This is a genomic window from Nocardioides kribbensis, from assembly GCF_015070375.1.
GTDB lineage: Bacteria > Actinomycetota > Actinomycetes > Propionibacteriales > Nocardioidaceae > Nocardioides > Nocardioides kribbensis.
In genome coordinates, this window is record NZ_JADCLL010000001.1 from 1,201,244 (window position 1) to 1,225,720 (window position 24,477).

A 24,477-nucleotide genomic window follows, 5' to 3' on the forward strand; every position below is an offset into this window, starting at 1 on the left:
GGCCCACGTTCAGGAGCCTCGTGTCCGATCACCCCGACCTCGTCCTGCCCGCCCCCTCGGCCCGCGCCGTCGAGCTGCACGACCGGATGGTCGCGTTCATGCGCGACCACGTGCTGCCCGCCGAGACCACCTACGCCGAGCAGGCCTTCGCCGGCGGCCCCGACGACCACCGCGTGCCGGCGGTCATCGAGGACCTCAAGCGCACCGCCCGCGAGCAGGGGCTGTGGAACCTCTTCCTCCCCCACGAGTCCGGGCTCACCCAGCTGGAGTACGCCCCGATCGCGGAGCTGTCCGGCTGGAGCAACGACCTCGGCCCCGAGGCCATCAACTGCCAGGCGCCCGACACCGGCAACATGGAGCTGCTGCACCTGCTCGGCACCGAGGCCCAGCAGGAGCGCTGGCTGCGCCCGCTGCTCGACGGCGAGATCCGCTCGGCCTTCGCCATGACCGAGCCCGACGTCGCCAGCAGCGACGCCACCAACATCGCCACCCGCATCGAGCGCGACGGCGACGAGTACGTCATCAACGGCCGCAAGTGGTGGACCTCGGGGGCCATGGACCCCCGCTGCGCACTCTTCGTGGTCATGGGCAAGACCGACCCCGAGGCCGTCCGGCACCGCCAGCAGACCATGGTGATCGTGCCGCGGGAGACCGCCGGGGTCACCGTGGTGCGCGACCTGCCCGTCTTCGGCCACCACGACCAGCACGGCCACGCCGTCGTCACCTTCGAGGACGTCCGGGTGCCGGTCGCGAACGTCGTGGGCGAGGAGGGGGGCGGCTTCGCCGCCGCCCAGGCCCGGCTCGGCCCCGGCCGGATCCACCACTGCATGCGCGCCCTCGGTGCCGCCGAGCGCGCGCTGGCGCTGCTCGTCGCCCGCGCCCAGCAGCGCGTCGCCTTCGGCTCGCCGCTGGCCGACCAGGGCGTGGTGCGTCAGCAGATCGCCGAGTCGCGCCTGGAGATCGACCAGGCCCGCCTGCTGTGCCACCGCGCCTGCCACGTCATCGACACCCAGGGCAACAAGGCGGCCGCCTCCCTGGTCGCGATGGCCAAGGTCGCGGTGCCCCGTGCCGCCACCGCCGTCATCGACCGGGCCATCCAGGTGCACGGCGGGGCCGGCGTCACCGACGTCACGCCGCTGGCCGCGATGTACGGCTGGCACCGCGCCATGCGGCTCTTCGACGGGCCCGACGAGGTCCACCTGCGCTCGATCGCCAAGGCCGAGCTGGGCCGCGAGCCGGTCCTGCCGCCGGGCTCCACCCGGGTCTGAGCCGGCTGCGGGGCCGGCCGCGGGGCCGGCCGACGCCGGCTAGCCCCGCAGCTCGCGGCGCAGGATCTTGCCCGTGACGGTCTTGGGCAGCTCGTCGATGACGACGACCTGGCGGGGGTACTTGTAGGCCGCCATCCGCTCCTTGCAGTGCGCGATGAGCTCCTCGGGAGTGGCGCTCGCGCCGGCCTTGAGGCTGACGAAGGCCTTGACGGTCTCCCCCCGCACCTCGTCGGGCACCCCCACGACGGCGGCCTCGCGCACCGCCTCGTGCTCGGCGAGGACGTCCTCGACCTCGCGCGGCCAGACCTTGTAGCCGGAGGCGTTGATCATGTCCTTCTTGCGGTCGACGATGAAGATCCAGCCCTCGGGGTCCATGAACCCCACGTCGCCGGACCGCAGCGCCCCGCCGGGCAGGTTGGCCGCGGTCTCCTCGGGCTTGCCCCAGTAGCCGGCCACGACCTGGGGCCCGTCGGCCACGATCTCGCCGACCTCGCCCAGCGGCAGGTCCTCGCCGTCCTCCCCCACGATCCGCACGACCGTGCTCGGCACGGGCACGCCGACCGAGAGCGCCCCGGAGGTCGGGTCGACCGGCGAGGGGGCGCCGAAGGGCGTGAGCGTCATCGGGCTGGTGGTCTCGGTGAGGCCGTAGGCGTTGTGCACCTGGAGCCCGGTGCGGGCCTTGAAGGCCCGCTCCGCGGTCGGCGAGATGGCCGCGCCGCCGGAGTAGACCGAGGTGAAGGAGGCGAAGTGGTCCTCGGTGAAGTCCGGGGAGTTGAAGAGGGCGTTGAAGGCCGTGATCGCCCCGATCGTGTACGTCGGCCGGTGCTCCAGCAGCGCGTCGAGCACGACCTGCGGCTCGAAGCGGTAGGCCAGCACCAGCGGCAGGGGCGCGGCGAAGCTGATCGCGATGTGGCCGATCAGCCCGGTGATGTGGAAGAGCGGGGCGATGCCGAAGACCGAGCCGCCGCGGGCGAAGCGCGCCCGGTCGCGGTAGACGCGCGCGGTGAAGACGACGTTGCGGTGGGTGTTCATCGCCCCCTTCGGCACCCCGGTCGTGCCCGAGGTGTAGGTCAGGAAGGCCACGTCGTCGGGCGCCAGCTCCACCGGCGGGGGCCGCTGGCCCCGGCGGGCCTCGAGGAACTCCACGAGGTCGTCGGTGCCGGCGTGGCGCTGGCGGGTGACGCCGGCGAAGAGCCGCGGGTCGTGACGGGTCTGGTAGTCGAGCTCGCTGGTGGTGAGCACCAGCTCGACCGAGGATGCCGGCACGACGTCGCGCGCCACCTCGTCGTAGAGCGTCTCGAGCGCGACGAGCACCCGCGCCCCGGAGTCCTGGAGCAGGTAGGTCAGCTCCCGGGCCCGGCTCATCGGGTTGATCGAGACCATGACCCCGCCGGCCTTCCAGGTCGCCAGCAGGCACACCACGAACTGCGGCACGTTCTGCAGGTAGACCGCGAGCCGGTCGCCGCGCTCGAAGCCGCTGTCGAGCAGGGCCACGGCGAGCGCGTCGCTCTGGGCGTCGAGCTCCTCGCGGGTCAGCACCCCGTCGAAGTACCGCACGGCGTCACCGGTCGGGTCGGCGGCGAGACCGGCGCGGAACATGGCCAGGCCGTCGGTGTGCTCGGGCTCGAGGTCGGCGGGCTCGCCGGCGTAGAGCCCGAGCCACGGGCGCTCGTCGTAGACGCTCATCGGGTCTCGGTGCCCCTCACTTGATCGCGATCGGGTTCACCGGGGCGCCGCTGCCCTGGGCGACCTTGAGCGGGGCGGCGGCGTAGAAGAACTCGTAGCGACCGTCCTCGGCGCAGTCGGCCGCGAGCCCCTCGAGGTCGGCGATCTCGGTGAGCGTGACGCCGAGGTTGCGCATCAGGGCGTTGTGCAGCACGAGGGCGACGCCGTTGTTGGGGTCGAAGGTGACCTCGTTGGCGATGGTGTCGGTGACGAGGTTGGGGATCTCCATGTCGGCGAACCACTGCACGAGCTCGGGGCTGTAGACCAGGCCCGGCTCGCAGAAGCCCTCGTAGAACTTCTCGCCGAGCTCGAAGAAGAGCTGGAGGTAGTTGGTGCGGATGACGAGGATGTCGCGCTTGCGCAGCTCGACGCCCTGGGCCTCCGCGCAGGCGAGGAGGTCCTCGTGGGTGTAGGTCTCGGCCGCGGCCAGCGTCTGCTTGCCGCGGAAGCGGGCCATGTCGAGCAGCACGGCGCGACCGACCACGCCCCGCTCGGCGATGGGCTGGATGCTGGCCTTGTCGAGGCCGCCGATCGTGGTGCGCGCGTCGTAGCCGTTCCAGAGCTGCCCGCCGTACCAGACGTGGCCCAGGGCGTCGTACTGCGTGGAGCCCTGGAGGAAGGCGTTGATCTTGTCGTCGGCGTAGTGCAGACCGCCGGGGAAGGCGGGTCCGTCGTCGCCGTCCCAGTTCGACTCGTCGAGGATCTGGGTGCGCTCGGCCGGGGTGCGGCCGGGCCACACCGGGTCGCCCTTCGGGTCGCCGATGAGGCGCTGGAGGGTGAAGACCTTGCCCGAGCTGATCAGCCCGGCGGCCGCGACGACCTGCTCGGGGCCGAGGTAGTTCAGCCCGCCGACCTCGTCGTCGGGACCCCACTTGCCCCAGTTGGTGGGCGAGTCCTTGAGGAGCTCGTCGAGCGGGGGCACGGTGGAGTCGGTCATCTGTCCTCCTGGAAGCACGGACCGAGCGAGCGAACGCACACTCGGGTTTCACTATGACGCGCCTCACAGTGCAAGACCACTGGACTGCTGTCAAGGGTCGAGCAGGCCCTGGCGACGCGCTCCGGCGCAGGGGAGGAATTCAGGGATGCTGAAACGTGTGACCTGTGTCAGGATCGTCGCCGCGCCCGACCGCCACGCCGCCAGGCGACCCGGACCGAGAGGAGCCACCGATCACCGACCCCACCCCCGACCACCGCTCCGCGCTCGGCCTGGCCGTGCGGGCGCTGCGGCACCGCCGCGGCCTGACGCTGCGTCAGCTCGCCGACGTCCTCGGCGTCAGCTCGGCCACGCTGAGCGCGATCGAGAACGGCAAGACCGGGGTCTCCAGCGAGCGCGTCGCCCACCTGGCCGAGGCCCTCGAGGTGCCGGTCGACCACCTCTTCGGCGGCGCCGGCGACGGTCCGACGGCCGCCGCGCCGTCGCGATCGGCGCCCTCGGTCGAGGACTGGCGCCACCTGCCGCCGCTCGAGCTCGACGCCGCGCTGGCGGGGGCGCTGTCGTCCTTCCTGGAGTTCGGCTACCACGGCGCGACCATGCGCACGATCGCCGAGCGGGCCGGGCTCTCGGTGCCCGGGCTCTACCACTACTACGCCAGCAAGCAGGAGATGCTGGTCGCGCTCCTCGACCTCACCATGCACGACCTCCGGGCCCGCACGGCCGCCGCCCTGGCCGAGGGGCACGACCCGGTCGGCCGGTTCACCAACCTCGTGGAGTGCCTCGCGCTCTACCACACCCACCGTCGCGAGCTGGCCTTCGTCGGGGCCTCGGAGATGCGCAGCCTGGAGCCCGGCGCGCGCGAGCGGGTGGCCGCCCTGCGCCGCGCCGAGCAGGCGCTGGTCGACGTCGAGGTCGAGGCCGGCGTGCGCGCCGGCGTCTTCGCCACGACCCGCCCCCACGAGGCCGCCCGCGCGGTCGTCACGATGTGCACGGCCCTGGCGCAGTGGTTCCGACGCGACGGTGCCGCCACCGCCGAGCAGGTCGCCGAGCAGTACGTCGACTTCGCCCTCGGGCTCGTCCGCCACGACCCCTCGCGCGCGGCTCAGGGCTGAGCCGGCTCCAGCCCCAGCCACGCCGCGAGCCGCTCGACCTCCGTCTCGACCCGGCCTCGCAGGTCGGCGTCGAAGGCCACGTCCTCGTGCACGGCGTCGACGTGCAGGACTCCCCCACGACGGTCGGCGGTGGCGTCGACCTTGCCGACGAGGCGCTCCCCGTCGAGCACCGGCAGCGCCCAGTAGCCCCAGCGCCGTGAGGCCGCCGGCTTGTACATCTCCAGGACGTAGTCGAAGGCGAAGAGGTCGGTGAGGCGACGGCGGTCCTTGACCACCGCGTCCAGCGGCGAGAGCAGCACCGTGCGCCCGGCCAGGGGCTCGTCGGCACGCGCCAGGGCGGCGGGGTCGACCCGCCAGCGACCGCGCAGGCCCTCGACCACGGCCGGCTCCCCCGGCGGGGCGCCGAGGGCGCCGGCCCCCGAGCGCTGCCGGTCGAGGCCCAGCGAGACGAGGGTGCGGCGCGCGCGCTCGGACCAGGCCTGCTCCAGCGGCACCGGCGCCTGGTCGAGGTAGACGCGCTCGGCGAGGTCCCAGAGCGCCTCCCTGCCCTCGCGACCGGCCGCGGCGACCTCGCCGCGCTGCACCATGAGGTCGAGCAGGCGGCGCAGCGACCGGTCGTCGTTCCACCCGCTGGAGGTCCACCGCACCGCGAACCGCGTGCTCAGCGCGCTCGCCGGCAGCGGGCCGTCGGTGCGCAGCCGGTCGAGCACCTCGCGGCGGCTCTCCTCGTTGGCCTCGACCCAGCCGGCGAGCTGCTCCTGCCAGGGCCGCAGCTCCCCCGGCCCGGGCCAGGCCGCCATCTCGGCGCGCCACAGGGCGACGTCCTCGGCCGGCACGGCGAAGCCGCGTAGGTCGACCACCCGCTGCTGGGCCAGCAGGTCCTCGAGCTCGCGGGGGTCGTAGTCGTCGCCGATGCGGCTCCAGAGCACGAGGTCGGCGCTCGGCGCGACCGCCGCCGTGGGGTCGAGCTGGAGGCGGGTCAGGTGGCGCAGCGTGGCGAGCACGTCGTCGGGCCGCGGCCGCCCGAGCAGCTGGGCCCGCAGCGTGATCCGCCGGGCCTGCTCCTGCGAGAGCCGGTGCACCTGCGCCATGCGGCGACCCTAGGCCCCCACCATCGCCCGGGGCCACGGCCCGGCCGACCGCATCGGTCCGCGATGATCGGGCGCGAGGGGTGCCGGGCCCGCGAGGCTGGTGAGCGGAAGGAGGGACCCGTGATCGCCGTGCTCAACCTCACCGTCGACGCCGTCGAGGCCCAGCTCGCCGACGACCCGTCGCTGGCCGTCGACGTCGCCACGCTCGCCGCCCGCGGCGGCACCAGCGAGCACCACCTGCGCCGGATGTTCGCGTCGCTGGCGGGCATGCCCCTGTCGGACTACGTGCGGCGCCGGCGCATGGCGCTCGCCGCGGCCGACCTCGTCGGCACCGACGACGACCTGCTCACCATCGCGGTCCGCCACGGCTACGGCTCGACCGAGGCCTTCGGGCGGGCGTTCCGCGCGGTGCACGGCGCCGGTCCGGGCGACGTACGACGCCACGGTGGTCCCACACGCACACAACCACGGCTCAGGTTCCACCTGAGCGTCGAAGGGAGCGTCCCCATGGACACCCGCATCGTCACCCTGCCCGCCCTGCACCTGGTGGGCCACGCCGCACGCGTGCCGCTGGTCCACGAGGGGGTCAACCAGGCCATCGCCGACCACGTCGCCTCCCTCCCCGCAGGGTCGTTGGAGGACCTGAAGCGCCTCAACGACGTCGAGCCGCGGGGCGTGCTGTCGGTCAGCGACGACCTCGACCCCGACCGCGCCGAGGGCACCGAGCTGACCTACCTCCAGGGCGTCGCCACCACGTCGGTGCCCCCGGCGGGCCTCGACGTGCTCGAGGTGGCGGCCGGCACCTGGGCGGTCTTCCGCACCGAGGGCCCGCATCCCGCCGCGCTGCAGGACACGTGGGCCGCGACCGCCACCTCGTGGTTCCCCTCGCAGCCGTGGCGCCTGCGCCCCGGACCCGAGGTCGTGGCGGTGCAGGCCTACGACGCCGCTGCCGGCACGGCGACGTGCGACCTGTGGCTGCCGGTCGAGCCCGCCTAGGGGCTGGTCGGAGCCCGGCAGCAGACGCAGCAGAGCCCCCTCGGCGGTGCCGAGGGGGCTCTGCGTCAAGAGGGTTGGACCGCGGTGAGGCTGCGGACCGGTGTGTGGTGGTGGGATCTTCGCGAAAATCGAAGCCTGCAGGTCAGAGCCGGCGCTGGATGCTCCCACCAACTCAGTTGCACACGAGCGAACGCAAGTTTGCACACGGGCCGCCGCGCTCATGGCCGGTTCACTTCAGTAGCCCAGTATGACGCGTGCAGGTGCGCGAACGGGAGACGCGCACGCACAAGCAAAGTGGGGTTCTCACACGGATGCCGGTACCCCCTAAGGTCAGCGGGTTCACAGACTCAGCGTCGGAAGACTGCGCCGGGAATGACCCCCTCCAGTAGTGATCGAGTTCGACCGACCACGCAACTATGGTGATGCCCTGCCCGGAGCACCGAGCCGGACATTCATCGAGGAGCGGACCAGCACATGCCGAAGATGCCCGAGACCGCAGGCGGCCCTGAACCGCATCACCGTGCGCGCTACTGGTGGGACCTCGGCTACGACCAAAAGGGCCACAACGACCTGTCGTGCCGCCTGTGCGCCGCGCTCGTCCCCCGCGGCGACAACCTCGAAGGCGTCCCGTACTGGCAGGTCCACGACGCATGGCACGACCTTGACCAGTCCCGGGCACAGCACAACGGCGACGTCTGATGTCCGACATCTAAGATTGAGCGCCGTGTCCACCTCTCCCGTCATGGGTTCGCACCCAACAGCAATCGTCAGCTGGGCTCACCGCGACCCCGGCTGGGACGACGTCCGCACCGCGCAGCACAAGGACAGCGTGCTGCGCTTTACGCAAGCGCTCCGCAGGCACGGCATCGACACCGACATCGACGCCTTCCACCCCAACGAGGATTGGACCCGTTGGGGACCTCGGAGGATCGCCGAGAGCGACTTCATCCTCATCGTCATCTCCGTCGCCTGGCGGCACGGCTGGGAAGGTACGGGCGACCCCGAGGCCCACAAGGGCGTCGCCGACGAGGCAAACGCCGTCAAGTCCCTCCAAGACCACGGCACCCGGGAGACACTGCAGAAGCGCTGCCGGATCATCCTCCTGCCGGGCTGCAACGACGACGTGCCGATCGGGATGAGCGGTATTCAGCGCTACAAGATCAAAGGATTCGAGACTGACGACCTCGAGGACCTGCTCCGTGACCTGACTGGGCAACCCGAGTTCACCCCCGAGCCGCTCGGGCCGGTACCTGTCTTCCCGTCCACGCTGACGACCTCCACGCCGCAGGTGGAGTCCGTCAGCATCGAGGAGACCGACGTGCCCGCAGCCGAACCGTCGGAGGTGACCCCAACGGTCGAGGAGCAGGTCGAACAGCTGCGGGCACAACTCGAGGCCCTCCCCCAGCCGATCCCCGGCGAGGGCCCGCACCTTCCCTGGTACCGCGCCAGGGAACGCATCCTGATCGAGATGCACCGCCTGACCGAGGGTGCCGACGCACTTACCGAGACGGCCACTGCGGCTCCGCAGACCCCAGCGATTCCTCGGCGCACCCTGCCCCGCCCGCTGCCCATCTCTTGGAGGAAGGCGTGGCACGCGGAGTTCTCGACCGCGGTTGTCGTGCTCCACGCTCTCTCGCTGCCCGGTACGGCGCTGAGCCAGCGGGTCATCGCCGGCCTTGGCGACGCCCAAGTCGCCATCATCCGCGAACTGGGTCTTACCGGCGCAACCGAGAGGCTCGACGTGAGCACCCGTGATGGCGTACAGGTCCGTCCGACCGCGTTAGACCGTTCCGGTCCGGTGATCATGAACCGTTTCGAGGGCAGCCGAGTCAGCGAAGCCGGGCAGATCTCGATCGTGTTCAGCCTTCCCCGGGACAACATGGGGTCGGTCCTCGACGAGCGGTCCTTGGTCGAGGACCTCGTCAAGGGACTCGGGTTCGTCGCAGCGCTGATCCTGAAGACTGCACTGGGCAGCTCCGGTGACGTGGCTGTCGCAGCGGAACTCGACTCAACCACACTGCTCACCGACGGCGACATTGGCTCGCTCGGCCGCCGCAGCCAGGCCACCATGGGTCTCGGCGACCCAGTCGCGCAGGTGCCGGCCGAGGAGGCAGTCCCGCTTTGGGCGCTCGTCGACGAACCTGCGCGCGAGGTCGCCGAGACGATCGCCAAGATCCTGATCGGTAAGGCCCGCCGGTAGCGCTCGAGCGTCCCGGGGGGCGCGGGTCGCGGTCGGACGTTGGCGCTACTCCCCGCCGGGGCTCCCGGGGACGGGGAGGTGGATGAACGCCGCACACACCGTGACCCTCCGGTCGTCACGGAGGAACTCGAGGAGCGGCCACCCGTCCACAGGCCCCGGTACCGTGCCCTGGTAGCCGTCGACTCTCTCGAGGACTTCTTGGTAGGTGGCACACGCTCCCGCGAAGTCCTTCTGCCGCATCAACACGAGCAGGACCGCCGAGGTGTCATGGACGTTCAGGTAGCCGAACAGCTGCGGGTCGAGTGCCTTGCGGATCGTGTCGTGATCGTGGGCCCACTTGGCCTCGCAGATGAACACCGTCGCTGGTCCGCGCCCAGGGTCAAGGACGTCAGCCTGAATGAAAATGTCCGACTTTCCGCCCCGTGTGTACACCTCCCGAGCCGCGCCGGGGAGGGTCGCGTTCCATGTCGCCGCGAGCAGATCGCTGATGCGGTCCTCTACGAGCCCACCGAACGCAGTCGGGGTCCGCTCGACAGCGTTCGCCCAGTGCCGCAACGAGAACAAGACGTCCTCGAAGGTCGCTCGACTGAGCCGCGACCGGGGGTTGAGCTCAACCTCCTCCGCGACACCCGGCGAAGGCCCCATCGTGACCGCGGGCTGCTCCGGTGGCTCCTCACCCGCGACCGACTCCACTGCCACGTCAGCCGACTGGTCTTCGGAGTCTTCCAACTGCGGTTCTGCACCCTGCCACTCCTCAGGGAAGCTCAGGCTGTCGCGAACAGCCTGCCGGTTGATCAATTGGATGCGCTTCGCCTCCACCAACTCCGCAAGGTGTTCAGGAAGCTCGACCTCCAAGAACTTCTCCACCTGCTCTGCCATCGCGGCCACGATCGGAGCGATGAGCTGGCGCCGCTCCCGAACCAGGTCAGCCAGGACGAGTTCGCCGCGCGCAACAGCGGCCTCTTCCTCGCCAATGAGATCGAAGTACGTGTACAGGGAGAACCTCACCGCGCGCCCCTCGCGGGGGTCGTCATCCGCGCCCAGCTCCCACATCTCGCCTGCCCGCTGGAAGCGGGCCGCGTCCTCTAGTGAGCCATGCGTGATCGCATCCAGACCTCCCAGTTCGGCGACGACCTCCGCATCAACGGCATCTAGATGAGCCCCTGTCACATCGGGCCACTGCTGGAGCAAGGACGAGTCGCCGGCGACCTCCACGGCGACGTAGTACCGCCGTGTCGGCAGTCCCCGGCTCCGGTCCTCGTTCCACCTGGTGCCGCCCTCTCGCTCCGACGCCGGGCGTAGCCGGCCGAGCGTTGGCGCTTCGATACCCAGCTCCGCGATGCGCTCGCCGAGTAGGTGCGGCGCGAACGACTCCAAGTCCTCGACCCGGGTGACGCCTCCGATACGTCCACCCAGCGGCTCGGACCGCCGCCACAGCTCGCGCGACAGGGGACGGTTCTCCTTGATGAAGGAGGTGAACAGCGGCTCTGGCACACGCAAATCTTGTCATGCGGTTCCGACATCGCCATGGCGGTTGCCGCGTCATCTCGGGTCGACGCGGTCGAGCTCGCCACCGTCGAGGAGAAGATTGTGGCGCTCGACTGCCTCGGCGAGGTTGACGACCTCAAGACAGTGGCGGCTCGCGTGGGCAAGGACGCCGAGAAGGTCGGGTTGCAGGCGACGAGCGCGGCCACGACCATCCGGCGCCTGCTCACCGAGGCTCAGATCTCTCTCACCGGTGCGGTCGCGACCAGCGTGGGCGACGTCGGCGCCGGCGCTGCCTGAGCCAAGCACAGGCTCCGCTCGACATCCTCAACGAATAGACGAGGGGAGCGCACAGGCGAGCCCCAACTGACAGCGGACAACCCCGAGCAGGCGCGAACGGGCCACTCGACCGAGGTCGGATGGCCCATCACTTTGCGAGGTGGGGGCTCGGAGCGCAAGTACTGCACACGGGCGCCTCAGCGGACGGCTACGGTCGCGGGCGCTCCCTCGTCTTCCTTGGTCGGGTTCCTACTGGCACGATGCCGCGGCGTGCCTTCAGCAGGCTCTCATCCTTGATGTTCTCGCGCACCGCCAGGCGGCACAGGATCCGCTGCTGCGTTTCCGCCGTCCAGAAGATGTCGAGCCGACGCCGGGCCCGCGTGATCGCCGTGTAGAAGATGCTGTGGGAGATTCGCTCCTCGTTGGCGTCGGTGATGACCACCTTGACCGAGTCGTACTCCAGGCCCTGCGCCTTATGGATCGACACGGCGTAGGCGAGCTGGAAGGGCACCAGGGTGTTGACCTGGTCGTCATCGTCGTCTGAGCCGGGCCTCTCGAAGACGTCGAACTGGACGGTCGAGCCCTCAACCCAGCGCAGGTCGGTGAATCGAACGTCGGTCTCGGTCACCTCTCGCTGGAGCTCAACGTCGAAAGTGATCCGGCCCGGCACCCGCTCGATGTCGGTGATCGTGCCCTTCAGGTTGTTGAAGATCACCGGCCTGAAGCGGTTGGTCTCCGTGAAAAGCACTGGGTCGCCGACCTTGTAGGTTGCCTCGCCCCAGGGCACATGTCGCGTGCCGGGTCTGATGGAGGCTCTCATTCCACGGAAGGATGAGAGTCATGGCGGCACCGAGGAAGTACCCCGAGGAGCTTCGGGAGCGGGCGATCCGGATGGCGGTCGATCTGCGGCGTGACCCGGCCACGAGGTCTGGTGCTCTGCGTCGGGTCGGTGAGCAGCTTGGGATCAACCCCGAGACGCTGCGCAACTGGGTCAGCCAGGCGGAGGTCGACGAGGGCCACCGTCCCGGCATCACAACAGCCGAGGCGCAGCGGATCAACGAGCTCGAACGCGAGAACCGTGAGCTGCGCCGAGCGAACGAGATCCTGCGGACGGCATCGGCGTTTTTCGCCGCGGCGGAGCTCGACCGCAAGCTGAAGTGAGCACCGCGGTGCTGGTCGCCTACATCGACCAGCACCGCGAGAAGTTCGGGGTCGAGCCGATCTGCACCGTCCTACGAGCAGCTGGGATGCAGATCGCCCCGAGCACCTACTACGCCGCCAAGAGCAGGCCGCCATCGGCACGAGCGGTCGCTGACGAGCAGCGGCTGGCGCTGATGCGCCGGGTCCATGAGGAGAACTACGGCGTCTACGGGGTCCGCAAGATGCACGCCGAGCTCAACCGGCGCGGTCACCGGATCGCGCGGTGCACGGTGCACCGGTTGATGCGCGCTGACGGCCTGCGCGGGATCAGCAGAGCCAAGGGCCCGCGCACGACCGTGCCGGGGCACCGGCCCGGACACCCGCCCGGACCTGCTGGATCGCGACTTCAAGGCGCCGGCACCGAACCGGGTCTGGGTCGCGGACATCACCTACTGCCGCACCTTCGCCGGCTGGGTCTACGCAGCGTTCGTCATCGACGTCTTCTCCCGCCGGGTGGTGGGTTGGCAGCTGTCGAAGAGCCTGCGCACCGACCTCGCGTTGGATGCCCTCGAGATGGGTCTGTGGACCCGTGAGCACGCGGGTCAGGACACCACCGGCGTGATCGCGCACAGCGACAAGGGCGTTCAGTACCTCGCGGTGCGCTACACCCAGCGGTTGGCCGAGGCCGGCGCTGTCGCGTCGGTGGGATCGACGGGCGACAGCTACGACAACGCGCTGGCCGAGGCGTTCAACTCGTTGTTCAAGGCCGAACTGGTCCGCAACAAGGGTCCGTGGAAGAACATCGACGACCTCGAGATCGCGGTCGCGGAGTACATCGACTGGTTCAACCACCGACGCCTGCACGGCGAGATCGGACTCGTCCCACCCGTCGAGTTCGAGGACGAGCACTACCCGCAGAACCCCGCGCCGACTACCGTCAGCGCGTCAGTTCAGAGCCTCTACTGAACTCGGCACGCGACAAAGGTTCACCCATGCGGTCACAACAGGGAGGGTTGTGGCTCTGGGTCCGGGTCGCGGAGAACCGAGAAGAGTTCCACGCATGCTGCTTCCGAAGGCCCACTCGCAATGATGGCTCGGATGCGCTGCAGTTGTCGCTCCGCGATGGTTGCCACCTCGAAGGTGCGCTCCCTATGGAGTAGCCCATCGCCCCCTACAACGTCCAACGTGGGCAGCGGCGGGCCCTCGGCTTCTCGCTTCAGGTTTGTGTCGGGATTCACTAGGCGCTTTCGACTTGTCTCGGCAGCCGCCGACAACAGCCGAAACGGGCGGTAGAACGACAGCTCCGGCGCGCCGCTGAAGGTCAGTCCCTCACTGCTGAAGCGAGGTCGCACATCGACCTTCGAACGCTCCGATAGGTAGCGGTGGGCGGCCTGTGCCAGCCGGTCGGCCACCTCGTCGCGCCCCATACCGATGTCGGTCCTTCGTTCTTCCAACAACTTGTACAGCGACTCCAACAGCGTCTCCATCTCGTCTTGGATGTACTCAGCCACGGGTTTGCCGAGGAGCTCCGGCAGGTCACTGATCGATGACATGGAGGCCAGCCGCTGGGCGAAATGAGGTTCGACGTTGAGAGGCATCCAGTGCTGGTTCTCGTCCAGCAGAAATGAATGGCGAGACAGGATGCTGCTCGCCTCACGGCGCAGCTTCTCCACTCTTGCCCGGGCTTGTGGCACCAGCAGGTCCAGTTTGATGGAGCCGGTTGCCGATGCACGCCCCCACCTGCTGCGCGGGGACTGACCGAGCACCTCAGTCACATCAAGCCGGTAGGTCGGCACCTTCTCGGACAAGTGGACGGTGACCAACCGACCACGCGCGTAGAGCGCCTTGATCTCACGGACCAACGGTGAGGGCTTCGCTATCTCGATGACGCTGTCACGTGCGTCTACCACCACGTCGCCCTGGTCGGCCCCACCGTTCCCGGCCGGGTCGGCTTCCCCTAGAGGTTCTGCCTCCTGAGGCAACGCCTGTCCGTCACCAGGCAACGCGTCCTCAACTCCCAGCGCCCTGGGATTTAGGGACACTCCATCCTCACGGTGATCGCGCAAGATCTGTCGGAATGTTGCCCACTCGTCGACCAGACCGGACGACGATGCTCGTGCCCACTCCGGATAGGCGCTGATCACCTCAGTCGTCAACGGAGCCGCTTCTTGCCACAGTGCCTGGAACCACTCATGCACCTCGTACGCGACGTCGCCGTCAGCCTCGAGCGCCACCTGACAGGCTGCGGCTCCGACGGTCGCAGGTCCCGCGGAGCCCATGGCCACTTGCAAGCTGTCTCGATGCTCACCGGTGCCCTGTAGCAGCATGACGAGGTCGAGATTGCGAGCCCCCCAGGGGCTCGCCGACACCCGGACCATCTGACGTGATCGGTGCCGGCCCCAACGCTCAACTTGGCGAAGCATCTCCACCACGTCCCCTGCGCCGGGGTGCAAGACGACCAGCAACTGCACGGCCGTTCCTGCGCCCGCCTCAAGGACCTGGAGCGGCAGATTGCCGATACCGTTCACAACGACCATTGCCGCCTCACAGCCTTCGATGAGTTGAGTGACGTCGCCCGCGCCGGTCGACGTCGACGGGGTCGATCGCGGGAAGAACGCAGGCAGGGGCACCAAGGCTGGGGAGTGTGGTCGTCGAGTCACACACCGAACTCTTCCATCGCCATGCGGCTGGACAGGCATACTCGCTACAGGAGATAACGCATGACGAGGCGACCAGACCTTCCCCGGCGACCTCGCCAGCCCGATGGCGACGCCTACGACCCACCTCGATCGCTACGGATCAGCGATGAGACGTGGCGACGCATCCAACGGCGCGCCTCGGGCGATGGCCTGACCGCTTCGTTCGTCTTGGCCACGCTCGCCAGGGACTATGCGAACTTCGATCTCGAGACCCCCGAGGTCACGAAGAGCAGCGCCTCCTCAAAATCAGCGCGCATCAGCGAGGGAGCTTGGGAGGGGCTGAAGAACCGCGCGGCCGCCGAGGGACTGCCAGCTTCTCGAGTCCTGGTCGGGCTCGCCGAGGAGTACGCCGAGGGCCTCATCGACCTGCACGTCCGCATCGTGTCCAGCCAACAGCGACGCCCGTCCGACCTATGGGGTACCGGTAAGCGATGAGCACGCTGCCTCCTACTCGATCAGGCCTCATCATGGTGCGAACGTCGGAAACCTCCTCGTCGCCCTCCTCTGACCAGCGCGGTAGCGGCCTCGCCAACTGCAGGTAGAAGGCGTCGAGCGGAGGCGCCGGTCCACTTCATCTTGGTCCGCTCCCGTGCGCGAAATCATGTCGCGTACCTCGGAGCCATCGACTCCATCTGCTCGATGACGAGACCGATGGCTGCGGGCTGCTTGTCAGGCGGGTACTTGTACTTCACCAGGAGACGCTTGATCGAAGACCGAAGCTTGGCGCGCACGTCATCGCGCACGGTCCAGTCGGTCTTGACATCCCGGCGCATGACCTCGACCAGCTCGCGGGCGATCTGAGCGAGGACGTCCTCGCCCTGGACCTCGATTGCCGACTCATTGCTCGCTACAGCGTCGTAGAAGGCGAGCTCGTCGGAGTCGAGCGGCGGCGCGAAGCGCTTACCGCGGTCGGACTCGCCGCCGACCTCCTTGGCGAGCTCGATCAGCTCGGCAATGACCTCGGCGGATGTGAGCTGCTGGTTCGTGTAGCGGTTCATCAGCTCGCGGATGCGTTCGGAGAACGCACGCTGGCGAACGAGGTTGCTGCGCGTTGCCTTGGTGGACTCCTGGGTAAGGAGGTCGCGCAGTGCCTCAATGGCTAGGTGCGGGTTGTCGGCTGCGAGGGCCTCGCGCTGGAAGTCCGGGCCGATATCGGACAGCGAAGGCTTGGGCAGACCCGCTGCGTCGTAGATGTCGACGATCTCGCCGGTCGCCGTGGACGTTGCGACCAGGGACGCGAGGAGGCGCTGAATCTCCTCTGGCACCGGGCGGCCCTCCGCCTGCCGGGCCTCGGCGTCGAACTTCGCCATCCATACCCGGACCTCTTCGAAGAACCGGGCCTCGGTTCGCAGGTCGTCGAGGTTTTGGCTGCCCGCGGCCAGGGCCCACGCGCGCGAGAGCTGGTTGGCGAGCGTCCGGAACCGGTCGGCGACAGTCGTCTCTCCGTCCTGAACCTGGTTTCCGGGGGTGGCCGGCGACCTCAGGTAGTTGGTGACGTTCACCGCGGCCTTGATGAAGCTCCTCGGTCCCCCGTCGAGCATCGTCCGCCACGCAACCCCGCCGCAGAGCGAGTCGAGTTCCCCAATGAGTGCACGTGCTGCTGCAACCGCGGCGTCGATGTCCTTGCCGACGGGCTTCTGCGCCCGGTCGGTCTCGGTGTACTCCGCCAGCGCGGCGCTCAGGTTCTCGGCGAGCGGCGCGTACGCCACGAGAAGGCCGTCCGCCTTGCCCCGGAAGGTTCGGTTGACCCGCGCGAGGGTCTGCATCAGCAGCGCACCCTTGAGCGGACGGTCGAGGTAGAGCGTGTGCAGGGGTGGCGCGTCGAAGCCCGTCAGCATCATGTCCTTGACGATGACGAGCTGGATTGGGTCGTCGGCGTCCTTGAGCCGCTGCTGGATGACCTTGCGTTGGGCACCCGGTCGGTTGTGCTCGGCGATCAGCCCCTGGTCTTGGACCGAACCGGAGTAGACGACCTTGACGACGCCCTTGTCGACGGCGTCGTCGTGCCAGTCGGGCCGCAGCGCGATGATCTCCTCGTACAGCCGGGCGCAGATGTCGCGGGTGGCCCCGACGATCATGGCCTTGCCCGGCGAGGAGATGAACTTCTCCATTTGCTCCGACCGGGTCTCCCAGTGCTCGACGATGTCGACCGCCAGAGCCTTGAGCCGGGCCGGGGCGCCGTAGACCGCGTTGATCACTGCCACCGACTTCTCGATGCGCGCTCGCTCCGTCTCGTCGAGACCCTTGGTGGCCTCGGTGGCCGCGGCGTCGAGGGTCTCCTCGCTGACGTCCTGCTCGAGGACGACCGAGATCAGTCGCGGCTCAAAGTAGACGGGGACCGTGGCGCCGTCCTCGACGGCGCGGGTCAGGTCATAGGTGTCGATGACCTTCCCGAAGACCTCCTGCGTGTTGCGGTCGCTGAAGGAGATCGGCGTACCGGTGAAGGCGATGAAAGCCGCGTGGGGCAGGGCGTCGCGAATGTGGCGCGCGTAGCCGTCGAGGTCGTCGTAGTGGCTGCGGTGCGCCTCGTCGGCGATGACGATGATGTTGCGGCGGTCGCTGAGCTCAGGGTGGTCGAGACCGGCGCCGCGCTCGGCTTCGGTGAGACCGAACTTCTGCAGGGTGGTGAAGTAGATACCGCCGGTCGTGCGGTCGGTCAGCTCGCGACGTAGCTCCTCCCGGCTGGTGACGCTGACCGGGCTCTCGGGAAGCAGCTGCGAGCGGGCGAAGCTCTCGAAGAGCTGGCTGTCCAGCTCGGTGCGGTCCGTGACGACCACAATGGTGGGGTTCTTGAGCTTGGGTTGGCGGCTCACCGCATGGGCGTAGAGCTCCATCTCCATCGACTTGCCCGAGCCCTGCGTGTGCCAGACGACTCCGGCCTTCCCGTTGCTCTCCACGGCGTTGACCGTGGAGGCGACAGCCTTGGTCACCGCGAAGTACTGGTGTGGCTTCGCGATGCGCTTGCTGTAGCCATCGGCTCCAGCGTCGAAGGCAGTGAATCCGCGCAGCAGCTGCAGGAACCGCTCCTGGTTGCCGACGCCGTCGATGACGTACTCGAGCTCGATCCCGAGCTGGTCGGAGTCGGTCACCGATGCACCGGGGGTGATCGCGCGACCGTCGTCGTCGACGTTCCAGGGCGAGAAGTGGTGCAACGGCGTGAACGGGGTGCCGTAGCGGGCTCGGATGCCGTCGCTGACCATCGCCAGGACACAGCAGCGGAACGTCATGGGGAACTCGCGCAGGTACGTCGCCAGCTGCGCGTGCGCGCCCGCCAGGTCGGCCTGAGCAGAGCCCGCCTTCTTGAGCTCGACGATGACCACCGGCAGCCCGTTGAGGTAGAGCACCACGTCGTAGCGGCGCTCCTGCTCGGCGGTGCGGACGGTGACCTGATTGACGGCGAGGAACTCGTTGTCGTCGACCCGCGGGCCGACAAGTTGGATGGTCGGGTTCTGATCCACTCCGGAGCTGTCGATGTAGCTGATGCCGCGGTAGCCGTCGACCAGGAACTGGTGCATTCGGAAGTTCTCGGCCAGGGCGTCTTGTGAGGTGGGCGTCAGGATCGCCGCGAGCGCCTGCTCGAGGTACTCCCCGGGCACGAGCGGGTTCAGCTTGCGCATCGCCGCGAGCAGCCGGGCGGGAAGGACGATGTCGGTCCAGGACGTCCGTCCGTTCTCCTTGCCGGGGAGGATCTCGCTTCCGGACAGCGTGGTCCAGCCGTGCGTGGAGAGCGCCTCGAGTGCGATCTCCTCCCATTCCGCCTCAGTCACCACGGGCGTCTCATCTCTTGATCGGTCATCAGAAGTCACGCCGGCCTTGGAAGTAGTCGGCGTAGCGCTCGCAGAGCGCGTAGTGCTCGGCCTCGCTCAATCCGGCGAACTCGGCGACCCTGTCCATGGCCGGCGTCCACCAGTTGCGCAGCAGGGGTTCAAGGTGGGTCGGGAACACTTGCTGCTGCGCCTCGGCGGTGAGGAGCGGCGGCATCATGCAGCGCCAGATCGCATCGAACGAGCCGGTCCGCTTGTCCAGGAAGTACAGCCAGTAGGGAAACCGCTCATCGAGACTGTGCACGAAATCGCGTACCGCGTCGATCTCGAACAGCTCCCAGGTGACGTCGTCGTATCCAGCGACGTAGATCGCGACCCGCTCCATGAACGCCCGTGCGATTCGACGCGACTGGATCAGCGGTGCCAGCATGCCCAGGGTCGTCAGGACGTCGCCGGCCTCGACCTCCTCGCGAGGCACCACGATCTGCAGGTAGTCGAAGCCGGCCTGCTCGAGCAGAGTCGGTCCGGGCCGATCTCGGGGCATCAGGGGGTCCTCGCGAGGTGGATGTTTCGCTGCGGCGGCACGCGTGATCTCCTGCGCCAGCGCACCCGCACTCTCTGCGGTGGGGTGCGGCCGCATAAGGAAGTGTCCGTCATCCACAAGGATCACGTGCACTATCGAGTCGCCCCGGTCGTCGGCCGTAAAAGCCCTGACGACCTCGGCGACCTGGAACTGCTGCTGGACGTCGTAGTCGCGCTTGCTCGACACGCACAGAACCCGGTCGCTGGTCACCACGTGAAGGTCGTAGCCCATCATCCGCTGGGCGCCACCGACGTAGCGCAGCTCCTCACCCTCGGACATCCGTCGCTCGAGCTGCGTGACGTGGAGGTAGGCCGCCACGCCCGCGAGTTCGGAGCCGACTGTGGTCGTCATCGTAGTGCCGCCTCAGTCAGATCGTCGGGCAGGTCGCGGACCGGAACCTTGCCCGACATCAGCAGCGGAAGGAGCTCATCACGCGTGGCTCTCAGGACTTCGGACTCCTTGAGTGCCGCTTGGATGCGTTCCTCAATGGGGCGAAGAGTACTTTCGAGTGTCTCAGCCCGGGTAGAAGGGACACCCGGAACCGTGATGCGCTCCATCTGACCCTTGTTGATGGCTCCGAAAACCGTGCCTTCAGCCTCGTATGGCTCCCAAGCGTGCCTGGCGGCCCGAATCTGATGAAACAACGTCATGGGCCGGCCGCTGCGCGAGCGGAGACCAGCAAGACCTCTCCCGAGGCAGAGCTGTTCGCGCGCCAGATTGGTACGACCGACCGGAGCGCGCACGCTGACCAACGTGTCCTCCGCGTCGGCCACTCGCACAGGAGCAGTCGTGAACACGCGACGGCTAGGCGATCGCACCCCGAAGTCGCGGACGCCTTGGAAGAAGGCCATGCCATCGCCCGACTCGTTGTATGAGGCGCCGGGCGGCGAGGAGCCCATCGTGATCTGTGCGATGTCGCTCAAGGCGACGTTCCCAGTCGCTACTCGCGCCAAGAGCGCTTCGGCGAGGGCGTCGGCCGCCGTCACGACCCGGTCGTTGGCTGCGATCTTGTCGTCGAGAGCACCCAGCACCCCACCGATCGCCCTCTGGATCTCGATGTCAGGCACCGCAAGGGGCACGCGTCCCAGAATCTCAGTGTTGAGGTTGAGCATCGTCGCTCCTACTGCGTGTCGCGTGATCCAGGCACGTGATTCCGGCAACCCGAGGCTGTAGGAGATGAAGGGGGAGTCGTGCACATCCTGATCGAGGATCCGAACCCGCAGGCATCCCGTGCCACACAGCCAACCGTCGTTCTCGGGACGGACCAGGGCACGCCGCTCAACATCGCCGCGACGGGAGTAGACGATGTCGTTGGCTCGCAACCAGTACTTCTCGAGTCGCAGCATGTCTGGCGCAGACACGCGCGCGATGCCGTCGTCGACGATCCTGTTGTCGCCGATGTTCTGCGGCATGACGCTCGGCGTGCCGTCGACGACGTAATCGGACGCATGGAGCTGGGACCCAAACGGACCAGTCTGAATGCCCCCACCCGACTCCGCGCACACGTCGCGCAGTGTCATCTGGCGCCAGTCAGCCATGAATCCGCTCCATCTGCCTACGGACCCGGGTCTCGGCTTCGGCCGACTGCTCAAACACGGCCAACAGCGCTTCCGACAGCCGCTCGACCTTCGTCGCCGCGGTCTCCTCGTCATCTTCGATCTGGACCGCACCAACGTAGCGTCCGGGAGTCAGCGCATAGTCGTTCTCCTTGATGTCTGCGAGCGACACAGAGCGGCAGAACCCGGCTACGTCGGCGTACTGCACCCCTTTCGCCGCGGCTGAGTCCGAGCCGAACCAAGCGTGGAACGTGTCCCCGATCGTCACGACATCCTTGTCGGACAGGGCCCGCTCCGCGCGGTCGACCATGTACCCCATGTCGCGGGCGTCGATGAAGAGCACCTCCCCGGCGCGCTCACCCTTGTCCTTGGCGAAGAACCAGAGACACACGGGGATTCCGGTGCTGCGGAAGAGCTGGGTGGGCAGCGCGACCATGCATGAGACAAGGTCGGCCTCGACGATCTGGGCCCGAATCTGGCCCTCGCCGTTCGAGTTCGAGGACATCGACCCGTTGGCCATGACGACGCCGGCCCGGCCGCCGGGGGCCAGCTTGCTCACGATGTGCTGGATCCAAGCGTAGTTGGCGTTGTTCGCCGGAGGTACGCCGTACTTCCAGCGCGGGTCCTCGACGTTGCGTGACCAGTCCTTGATATTGAAGGGCGGGTTGGCGAGCACGTAGTCCATTTGGACGTCCGCGTGCTGGTCGCGGGCGAAGGTGTCGCCCCAGCGGGCGCCGAGCCCCTTGTTGTCGATGCCGTGGATCGCGAGGTTCATCTTGGCCAGGCGCCAGGTCTCCTCGATCGACTCCTGTCCGTAGACGTGGATGTCCTTGGGGTCGCCGTCGTGCTCGCGGATGAAGCGCTCGGTCTGCACGAACATGCCACCCGATCCGCAGCATGGGTCGTAGACCCGCCCATGGTCGGGCTCGAGCACCTCGACGAGCACCTTGACGACGCTGGGCGGGGTGAAGAACTCACCGCCCCGCTTGCCTTCGGCACGCGCGAAGTTGCCGAGGAAGTACTCGTAGACCTCGCCCATCAGGTCCCGAGCCTTGTGCTCCCCTTGGCGGCTGAAACGAGCACTACTGAACAGGTCGACGAGCTCGCCGAGGCGGCGCTGATCGATGTTGTCGCGATTGTAGAGCCGCGGGAGCGTACCCCCGAGGCTCTCATTGGCCGTCATGACGGCCGACATAGCGTCGTCGATCAGTGATCCGATGGTGCGGGCCGGTTGGTCGCCGCTGGCCGGCTGGCCCTTGGCGTTCTCCGCCAGGAAGGCCCACCGCGCTTGGGGTGGGACGACGAAGACGCCGTAGCCCTGGTACTCCTCGTCGTCGTCGATGAGTTCGGCGATCTGCTCCTCGTCGTAGCCGTCTGCGGCCAGACCAGACCTGATCTCCTCGCGCCGCTCATCGAAGGCGTCCGAGACGTACTTGAGGAAGACGAGACCGAGGATCACCTCTTTGTACTGGCTCGACGAGAGCGACCCGCGGAGCTTGTCGGCGGCCTTCCAGAGGGTGGCCTTGAGCTCCTTCATGGTCGAAGGAGCCTCGGGCTCGGAGTTCTGCTTCTTCCGGGGCGGCATCAGGCGGTGCGCCTTTCTACGGGGAGGGATGGTGCATTGGAGGTCTCGGTCGAGGGTGTGAGGGCGACTGATCCAGCCGCGACGCCCTCGACCAGGCTGGTGGTGAGACGGTCAACTGCCTCCAGCCGCTGCGTGAGCTCAGCACGGTGCCGAGCGGCGTCACGCACGGCCCGCTCAATGAGGTCGCGCTGACTGCGGTCGATCTCGGCGACCGCCCAGGTCTCCCACTCGCTGTGGGTCATCGCGTTGATGGCGGAGGCCAGCAAGTAGGGGCCGATCGGGGCACGCTCTGCGAGGCGGATGATGCGCGCGGGGCTGGCGACCAGGCTGCCGCCGACTGGGTCGACAACGGCACGGGGCGGCTGGTGCTCGAACACGACGTCGCCGGGCTCGGTACGGCGTGCGCGGGGATAGTAGCGCTCGACGTCGAACGGGTCGAGGCGTACGTCGTCGTAGGAGCCGGACGGCGTGAGCACGGAAACGGTCCCGCCTGTGACCGCGTGGGGCTTGTCGATCCGACTGCCGCGAAGCACCCGCAACTGGCCGGCGTCGCGCAGTTCGGCAATAGAGCGCCTGCGACGTGCGACGTTTCCCGGCGCAGCCTCCACAGCAAGGTCGAAGCCGGCCAGCGCTTCGCTGGTGATCAGGGAGGCGGCGAGGACGCGATCGAGGTGGCCCTCCTCCGCGCCGCGACCCCAGTGCACCGCCCGAACCCCGCGAGGCACGACTGAGCCGCCGGCGAGGATGGACGGGAGGTCGCTTGATCGGGCGTAGCGGTAGGCGCGCTCCTGCTCGCTGCGGTCCAGGGCGGCGGCGACGTCGGCAGTGAGCTCGTCCGGGATCCGTACCTCCTCGGTGAGGTCAGCTATCCGCACTCGTTCGTAGCGCGCGCCCCCGCGCAGCACCCACAACGCGAGGTTCTGCCGGTGTGCGTGCTTCCACAACCCGCGCGGCAGGCGGATCGCCATCACCAGGTTGCCCGGACGGAGTGTCTCGGCGCGATCGGACTGATCCTGCCCGCGTAGTGCATCGCATAGCAAGGAGGCAGGCCCGAGCACCACCGCCATGTCGGCGGGCCCGAGGTCGAGCACCAGCTGGTCGAGTTCGCTGAGCGCGGCCGACGTGTCCGGTGCCAGGATGGTCGCAACGCGGACGGTGGCACGCGGGGCCAGGACCTCCCGGAGCTCGTGGATCGCTGTGAGTCGACGGAGTCGCCGAGCCTCGGGAGCGGACGGATCGTCGGACCTCGCAATACCGGAGAACCCCTCGGCCAAGGTCACGAGGTCGAGCCCGGCGGGCGGCGCCACGGCCGGGTCGAGATCGGCGACGTGCTCGCGGCAGGCCGCGGTCACCGCGGCGACCAGCTCGTGGAGGCCGGGGTGGAAGCCGCGCTCACCGCGTTCGCGGCACAGCCGTCCGGCCTCGACGCGGCGCCAGGCGTCGCCTGGCCCCAGTGACGCAGCCACCAAGTCGTCGACGTAGCCCACGAGGGCAGGGTCGGCGCGGCGCACCTCGGCGAGTAGGCGCCGATCGTGGGGGTCTTCGACGAGGGCCAGGGCGGCGAGCTTGCCGCCGTCCAGTGCGGCCAGTTCCTCCCCGGTCAGAGCGTGGAGGCACAGCAGCGCCTGCAGGACGTCGAGATCGGCCCCCACCGGAGGAGCGGCGGCCAGGGCGTCGACCCTGAGCTGGTCGTTGTTGCCGCGACCGGTTTGCGTCAGGTAGTTGACGACTTCGTCGAGGTCGAAGGTCTCCAGACCCGATTCGTTCATCAGCGCGTCCGGGAAGGGCGCCGGGACGGTCGCCGGCGCCGGGCGGGTGCGCCACTTCGACACGACGGACCGATCGACGAGGGCCAGGTTCGCGATGTCCTGCAGTGTCAAGCGTGCTGCACGAGTCTTCATGGGTGGCCTCCTTTCGGCGTCGGCGTTATCGACCGTCAACCTAGGACGCGGCCGGGCACACCGCAACGGAGAGCAGCGACAAGCCCCCTTGTCACCGCCCTGCATAGCCGCGAAGCGGCGGATCACGCATCGTTCTGACTCCACCGCGCCGCATCCCGC

Annotated in this window: 19 protein-coding genes, 2 pseudogenes and 1 other annotated feature; of the genes and pseudogenes, 10 read left to right on the forward strand and 11 right to left on the reverse strand. The window is 68.6% G+C overall.

The window, feature by feature from the left end; all coding sequences use genetic code 11:
• The first annotated feature begins 20 nt into the window (after positions 1–20).
• Positions 21–1,268, forward strand: a complete 1,248-nt coding sequence (locus IR170_RS05530) for an acyl-CoA dehydrogenase family protein (RefSeq protein ID WP_251534250.1) — start codon at positions 21–23, stop codon at positions 1,266–1,268.
• Between the two features lie 39 nt (positions 1,269–1,307).
• Here IR170_RS05530 and IR170_RS05535 read toward each other — a convergent pair whose 3' ends face one another.
• Positions 1,308–2,954: an AMP-binding protein gene (locus tag IR170_RS05535; protein WP_193661471.1), complete on the reverse strand. Its 1,647-nt coding sequence runs from the start codon at positions 2,952–2,954 to the stop codon at positions 1,308–1,310.
• 16 nt (positions 2,955–2,970) lie between these two features.
• A complete protein-coding gene (locus IR170_RS05540; protein WP_193661472.1) occupies positions 2,971–3,930 on the reverse strand; it encodes a cyclase family protein in 960 nt (319 codons plus the stop codon).
• 164 nt (positions 3,931–4,094) lie between these two features.
• Here IR170_RS05540 and IR170_RS05545 point away from each other — a divergent pair, with 164 nt between their 5' ends.
• The gene (locus IR170_RS05545; RefSeq protein ID WP_319804917.1) at positions 4,095–5,039 is read left to right on the forward strand and encodes a TetR family transcriptional regulator; all 945 of its coding nucleotides are present in this window, start codon (positions 4,095–4,097) and stop codon (positions 5,037–5,039) included.
• On the opposite strand, the gene IR170_RS05550 is transcribed toward IR170_RS05545, so the two are convergent.
• Positions 5,030–6,130: a DNA glycosylase AlkZ-like family protein gene (locus IR170_RS05550; RefSeq protein ID WP_193661473.1), complete on the reverse strand. Its 1,101-nt coding sequence runs from the start codon at positions 6,128–6,130 to the stop codon at positions 5,030–5,032. The two genes, IR170_RS05545 and IR170_RS05550, sit on opposite strands and share 10 nt — an antisense overlap.
• Positions 6,131–6,250: 120 nt before the next feature.
• Between IR170_RS05550 and IR170_RS05555 the strand changes: the two genes are divergently transcribed.
• The 3 genes from IR170_RS05555 (at position 6,251) to IR170_RS05565 (ending at position 9,326) form a co-directional block, all read left to right on the forward strand.
• Positions 6,251–7,126 (forward strand): GyrI-like domain-containing protein, encoded by an 876-nt coding sequence (locus IR170_RS05555; protein ID WP_193661474.1) that lies wholly within the window; start codon positions 6,251–6,253, stop codon positions 7,124–7,126.
• A 474-nt stretch (positions 7,127–7,600) separates the two neighbouring features.
• The gene (locus IR170_RS05560) at positions 7,601–7,825 is read left to right on the forward strand and encodes a hypothetical protein (RefSeq protein ID WP_193661475.1); all 225 of its coding nucleotides are present in this window, start codon (positions 7,601–7,603) and stop codon (positions 7,823–7,825) included.
• A gap of 25 nt (positions 7,826–7,850) precedes the next feature.
• A complete protein-coding gene (locus tag IR170_RS05565; RefSeq protein WP_193661476.1) occupies positions 7,851–9,326 on the forward strand; it encodes a toll/interleukin-1 receptor domain-containing protein in 1,476 nt (491 codons plus the stop codon).
• 45 nt (positions 9,327–9,371) lie between these two features.
• Here the strand turns inward: IR170_RS05565 and IR170_RS05570 are convergent, their stop codons facing one another.
• A complete protein-coding gene (locus IR170_RS05570) occupies positions 9,372–10,820 on the reverse strand; it encodes a hypothetical protein (RefSeq protein ID WP_193661477.1) in 1,449 nt (482 codons plus the stop codon).
• Between the two features lie 33 nt (positions 10,821–10,853).
• On the opposite strand from IR170_RS05570, the gene IR170_RS05575 reads away from it, so the two are divergent.
• On the forward strand, positions 10,854–11,111 hold the full coding sequence (locus IR170_RS05575; protein WP_193661478.1) for a hypothetical protein: 258 nt from the start codon (positions 10,854–10,856) through the stop codon (positions 11,109–11,111).
• A 187-nt stretch (positions 11,112–11,298) separates the two neighbouring features.
• Here the strand turns inward: IR170_RS05575 and IR170_RS05580 are convergent, their stop codons facing one another.
• Complete coding sequence (locus tag IR170_RS05580; RefSeq protein ID WP_227488418.1) at positions 11,299–11,910, reverse strand: ATP-binding domain-containing protein; 612 nt, start codon at positions 11,908–11,910, stop codon at positions 11,299–11,301.
• 71 nt (positions 11,911–11,981) lie between these two features.
• Between IR170_RS05580 and IR170_RS20515 the strand changes: the two are divergent.
• The 3 genes and pseudogenes from IR170_RS20515 to IR170_RS19835 form a co-directional block, all read left to right on the forward strand.
• A pseudogene (locus tag IR170_RS20515) lies at positions 11,982–12,128 on the forward strand (transposase); the annotation flags it as partial.
• A gap of 80 nt (positions 12,129–12,208) precedes the next feature.
• Positions 12,209–12,352: a sequence feature (AL1L pseudoknot), on the forward strand.
• A 72-nt stretch (positions 12,353–12,424) separates the two neighbouring features.
• A pseudogene (locus tag IR170_RS19830) lies at positions 12,425–12,511 on the forward strand (IS3 family transposase); the annotation flags it as partial.
• A gap of 28 nt (positions 12,512–12,539) precedes the next feature.
• Complete coding sequence (locus IR170_RS19835; protein WP_264674770.1) at positions 12,540–13,196, forward strand: IS3 family transposase; 657 nt, start codon at positions 12,540–12,542, stop codon at positions 13,194–13,196.
• 32 nt (positions 13,197–13,228) lie between these two features.
• Here the strand turns inward: IR170_RS19835 and IR170_RS05590 are convergent, their stop codons facing one another.
• Entirely contained in the window at positions 13,229–14,863 is a 1,635-nt protein-coding gene (locus IR170_RS05590) for a hypothetical protein (RefSeq protein WP_193661479.1), read from the reverse strand.
• 87 nt (positions 14,864–14,950) lie between these two features.
• Here IR170_RS05590 and IR170_RS05595 point away from each other — a divergent pair, with 87 nt between their 5' ends.
• The gene (locus IR170_RS05595; protein WP_193661480.1) at positions 14,951–15,364 is read left to right on the forward strand and encodes a hypothetical protein; all 414 of its coding nucleotides are present in this window, start codon (positions 14,951–14,953) and stop codon (positions 15,362–15,364) included.
• Between the two features lie 164 nt (positions 15,365–15,528).
• Here IR170_RS05595 and IR170_RS20220 read toward each other — a convergent pair whose 3' ends face one another.
• From IR170_RS20220 to IR170_RS05620, 5 genes are read right to left on the reverse strand one after another with little or no spacing between them, the layout of a single operon-like run.
• On the reverse strand, positions 15,529–18,699 hold the full coding sequence (locus IR170_RS20220; RefSeq protein WP_193661481.1) for a type I restriction endonuclease subunit R: 3,171 nt from the start codon (positions 18,697–18,699) through the stop codon (positions 15,529–15,531).
• A gap of 25 nt (positions 18,700–18,724) precedes the next feature.
• Positions 18,725–19,627 (reverse strand): hypothetical protein, encoded by a 903-nt coding sequence (locus IR170_RS05605; RefSeq protein ID WP_193661482.1) that lies wholly within the window; start codon positions 19,625–19,627, stop codon positions 18,725–18,727.
• Complete coding sequence (locus tag IR170_RS05610; protein WP_193661483.1) at positions 19,624–20,814, reverse strand: restriction endonuclease subunit S; 1,191 nt, start codon at positions 20,812–20,814, stop codon at positions 19,624–19,626. The genes IR170_RS05605 and IR170_RS05610 overlap by 4 nt, the downstream gene beginning before the upstream one ends.
• Positions 20,807–22,369, reverse strand: a complete 1,563-nt coding sequence (locus IR170_RS05615; RefSeq protein WP_227488419.1) for a class I SAM-dependent DNA methyltransferase — start codon at positions 22,367–22,369, stop codon at positions 20,807–20,809. Before IR170_RS05615 ends, IR170_RS05610 begins: the two co-directional genes overlap by 8 nt.
• 47 nt (positions 22,370–22,416) lie before the next feature.
• Positions 22,417–24,318, reverse strand: coding sequence for a hypothetical protein (locus IR170_RS05620; protein WP_193661485.1), 1,902 nt, complete (start codon positions 24,316–24,318; stop codon positions 22,417–22,419).
• Positions 24,319–24,477: the final 159 nt, after the last annotated feature.

What these genes read in the sequence shown, in the direction of transcription:
- IR170_RS05535 (WP_193661471.1), bottom strand. Translation starts at nt 2,954, where the DNA reads ATGAGCGTCTACGACGAGCGCCCGTGGCTCGGGCTCTACGCCGGCGAG.
- IR170_RS05540 (WP_193661472.1), bottom strand. Translation starts at nt 3,930, where the DNA reads ATGACCGACTCCACCGTGCCCCCGCTCGACGAGCTCCTCAAGGACTCG.
- IR170_RS05550 (WP_193661473.1), bottom strand. Translation starts at nt 6,130, where the DNA reads ATGGCGCAGGTGCACCGGCTCTCGCAGGAGCAGGCCCGGCGGATCACG.
- IR170_RS05560 (WP_193661475.1), top strand. Translation starts at nt 7,601, where the DNA reads ATGCCGAAGATGCCCGAGACCGCAGGCGGCCCTGAACCGCATCACCGT.
- IR170_RS05575 (WP_193661478.1), top strand. Translation starts at nt 10,854, where the DNA reads ATGGCGGTTGCCGCGTCATCTCGGGTCGACGCGGTCGAGCTCGCCACC.
- IR170_RS05580 (WP_227488418.1), bottom strand. Translation starts at nt 11,910, where the DNA reads ATGAGAGCCTCCATCAGACCCGGCACGCGACATGTGCCCTGGGGCGAG.
- IR170_RS05595 (WP_193661480.1), top strand. Translation starts at nt 14,951, where the DNA reads ATGACGAGGCGACCAGACCTTCCCCGGCGACCTCGCCAGCCCGATGGC.
- IR170_RS05605 (WP_193661482.1), bottom strand. Translation starts at nt 19,627, where the DNA reads ATGACGACCACAGTCGGCTCCGAACTCGCGGGCGTGGCGGCCTACCTC.
- IR170_RS05610 (WP_193661483.1), bottom strand. Translation starts at nt 20,814, where the DNA reads ATGGCTGACTGGCGCCAGATGACACTGCGCGACGTGTGCGCGGAGTCG.
- IR170_RS05615 (WP_227488419.1), bottom strand. Translation starts at nt 22,369, where the DNA reads ATGAAGGAGCTCAAGGCCACCCTCTGGAAGGCCGCCGACAAGCTCCGC.
- IR170_RS05620 (WP_193661485.1), bottom strand. Translation starts at nt 24,318, where the DNA reads ATGAAGACTCGTGCAGCACGCTTGACACTGCAGGACATCGCGAACCTG.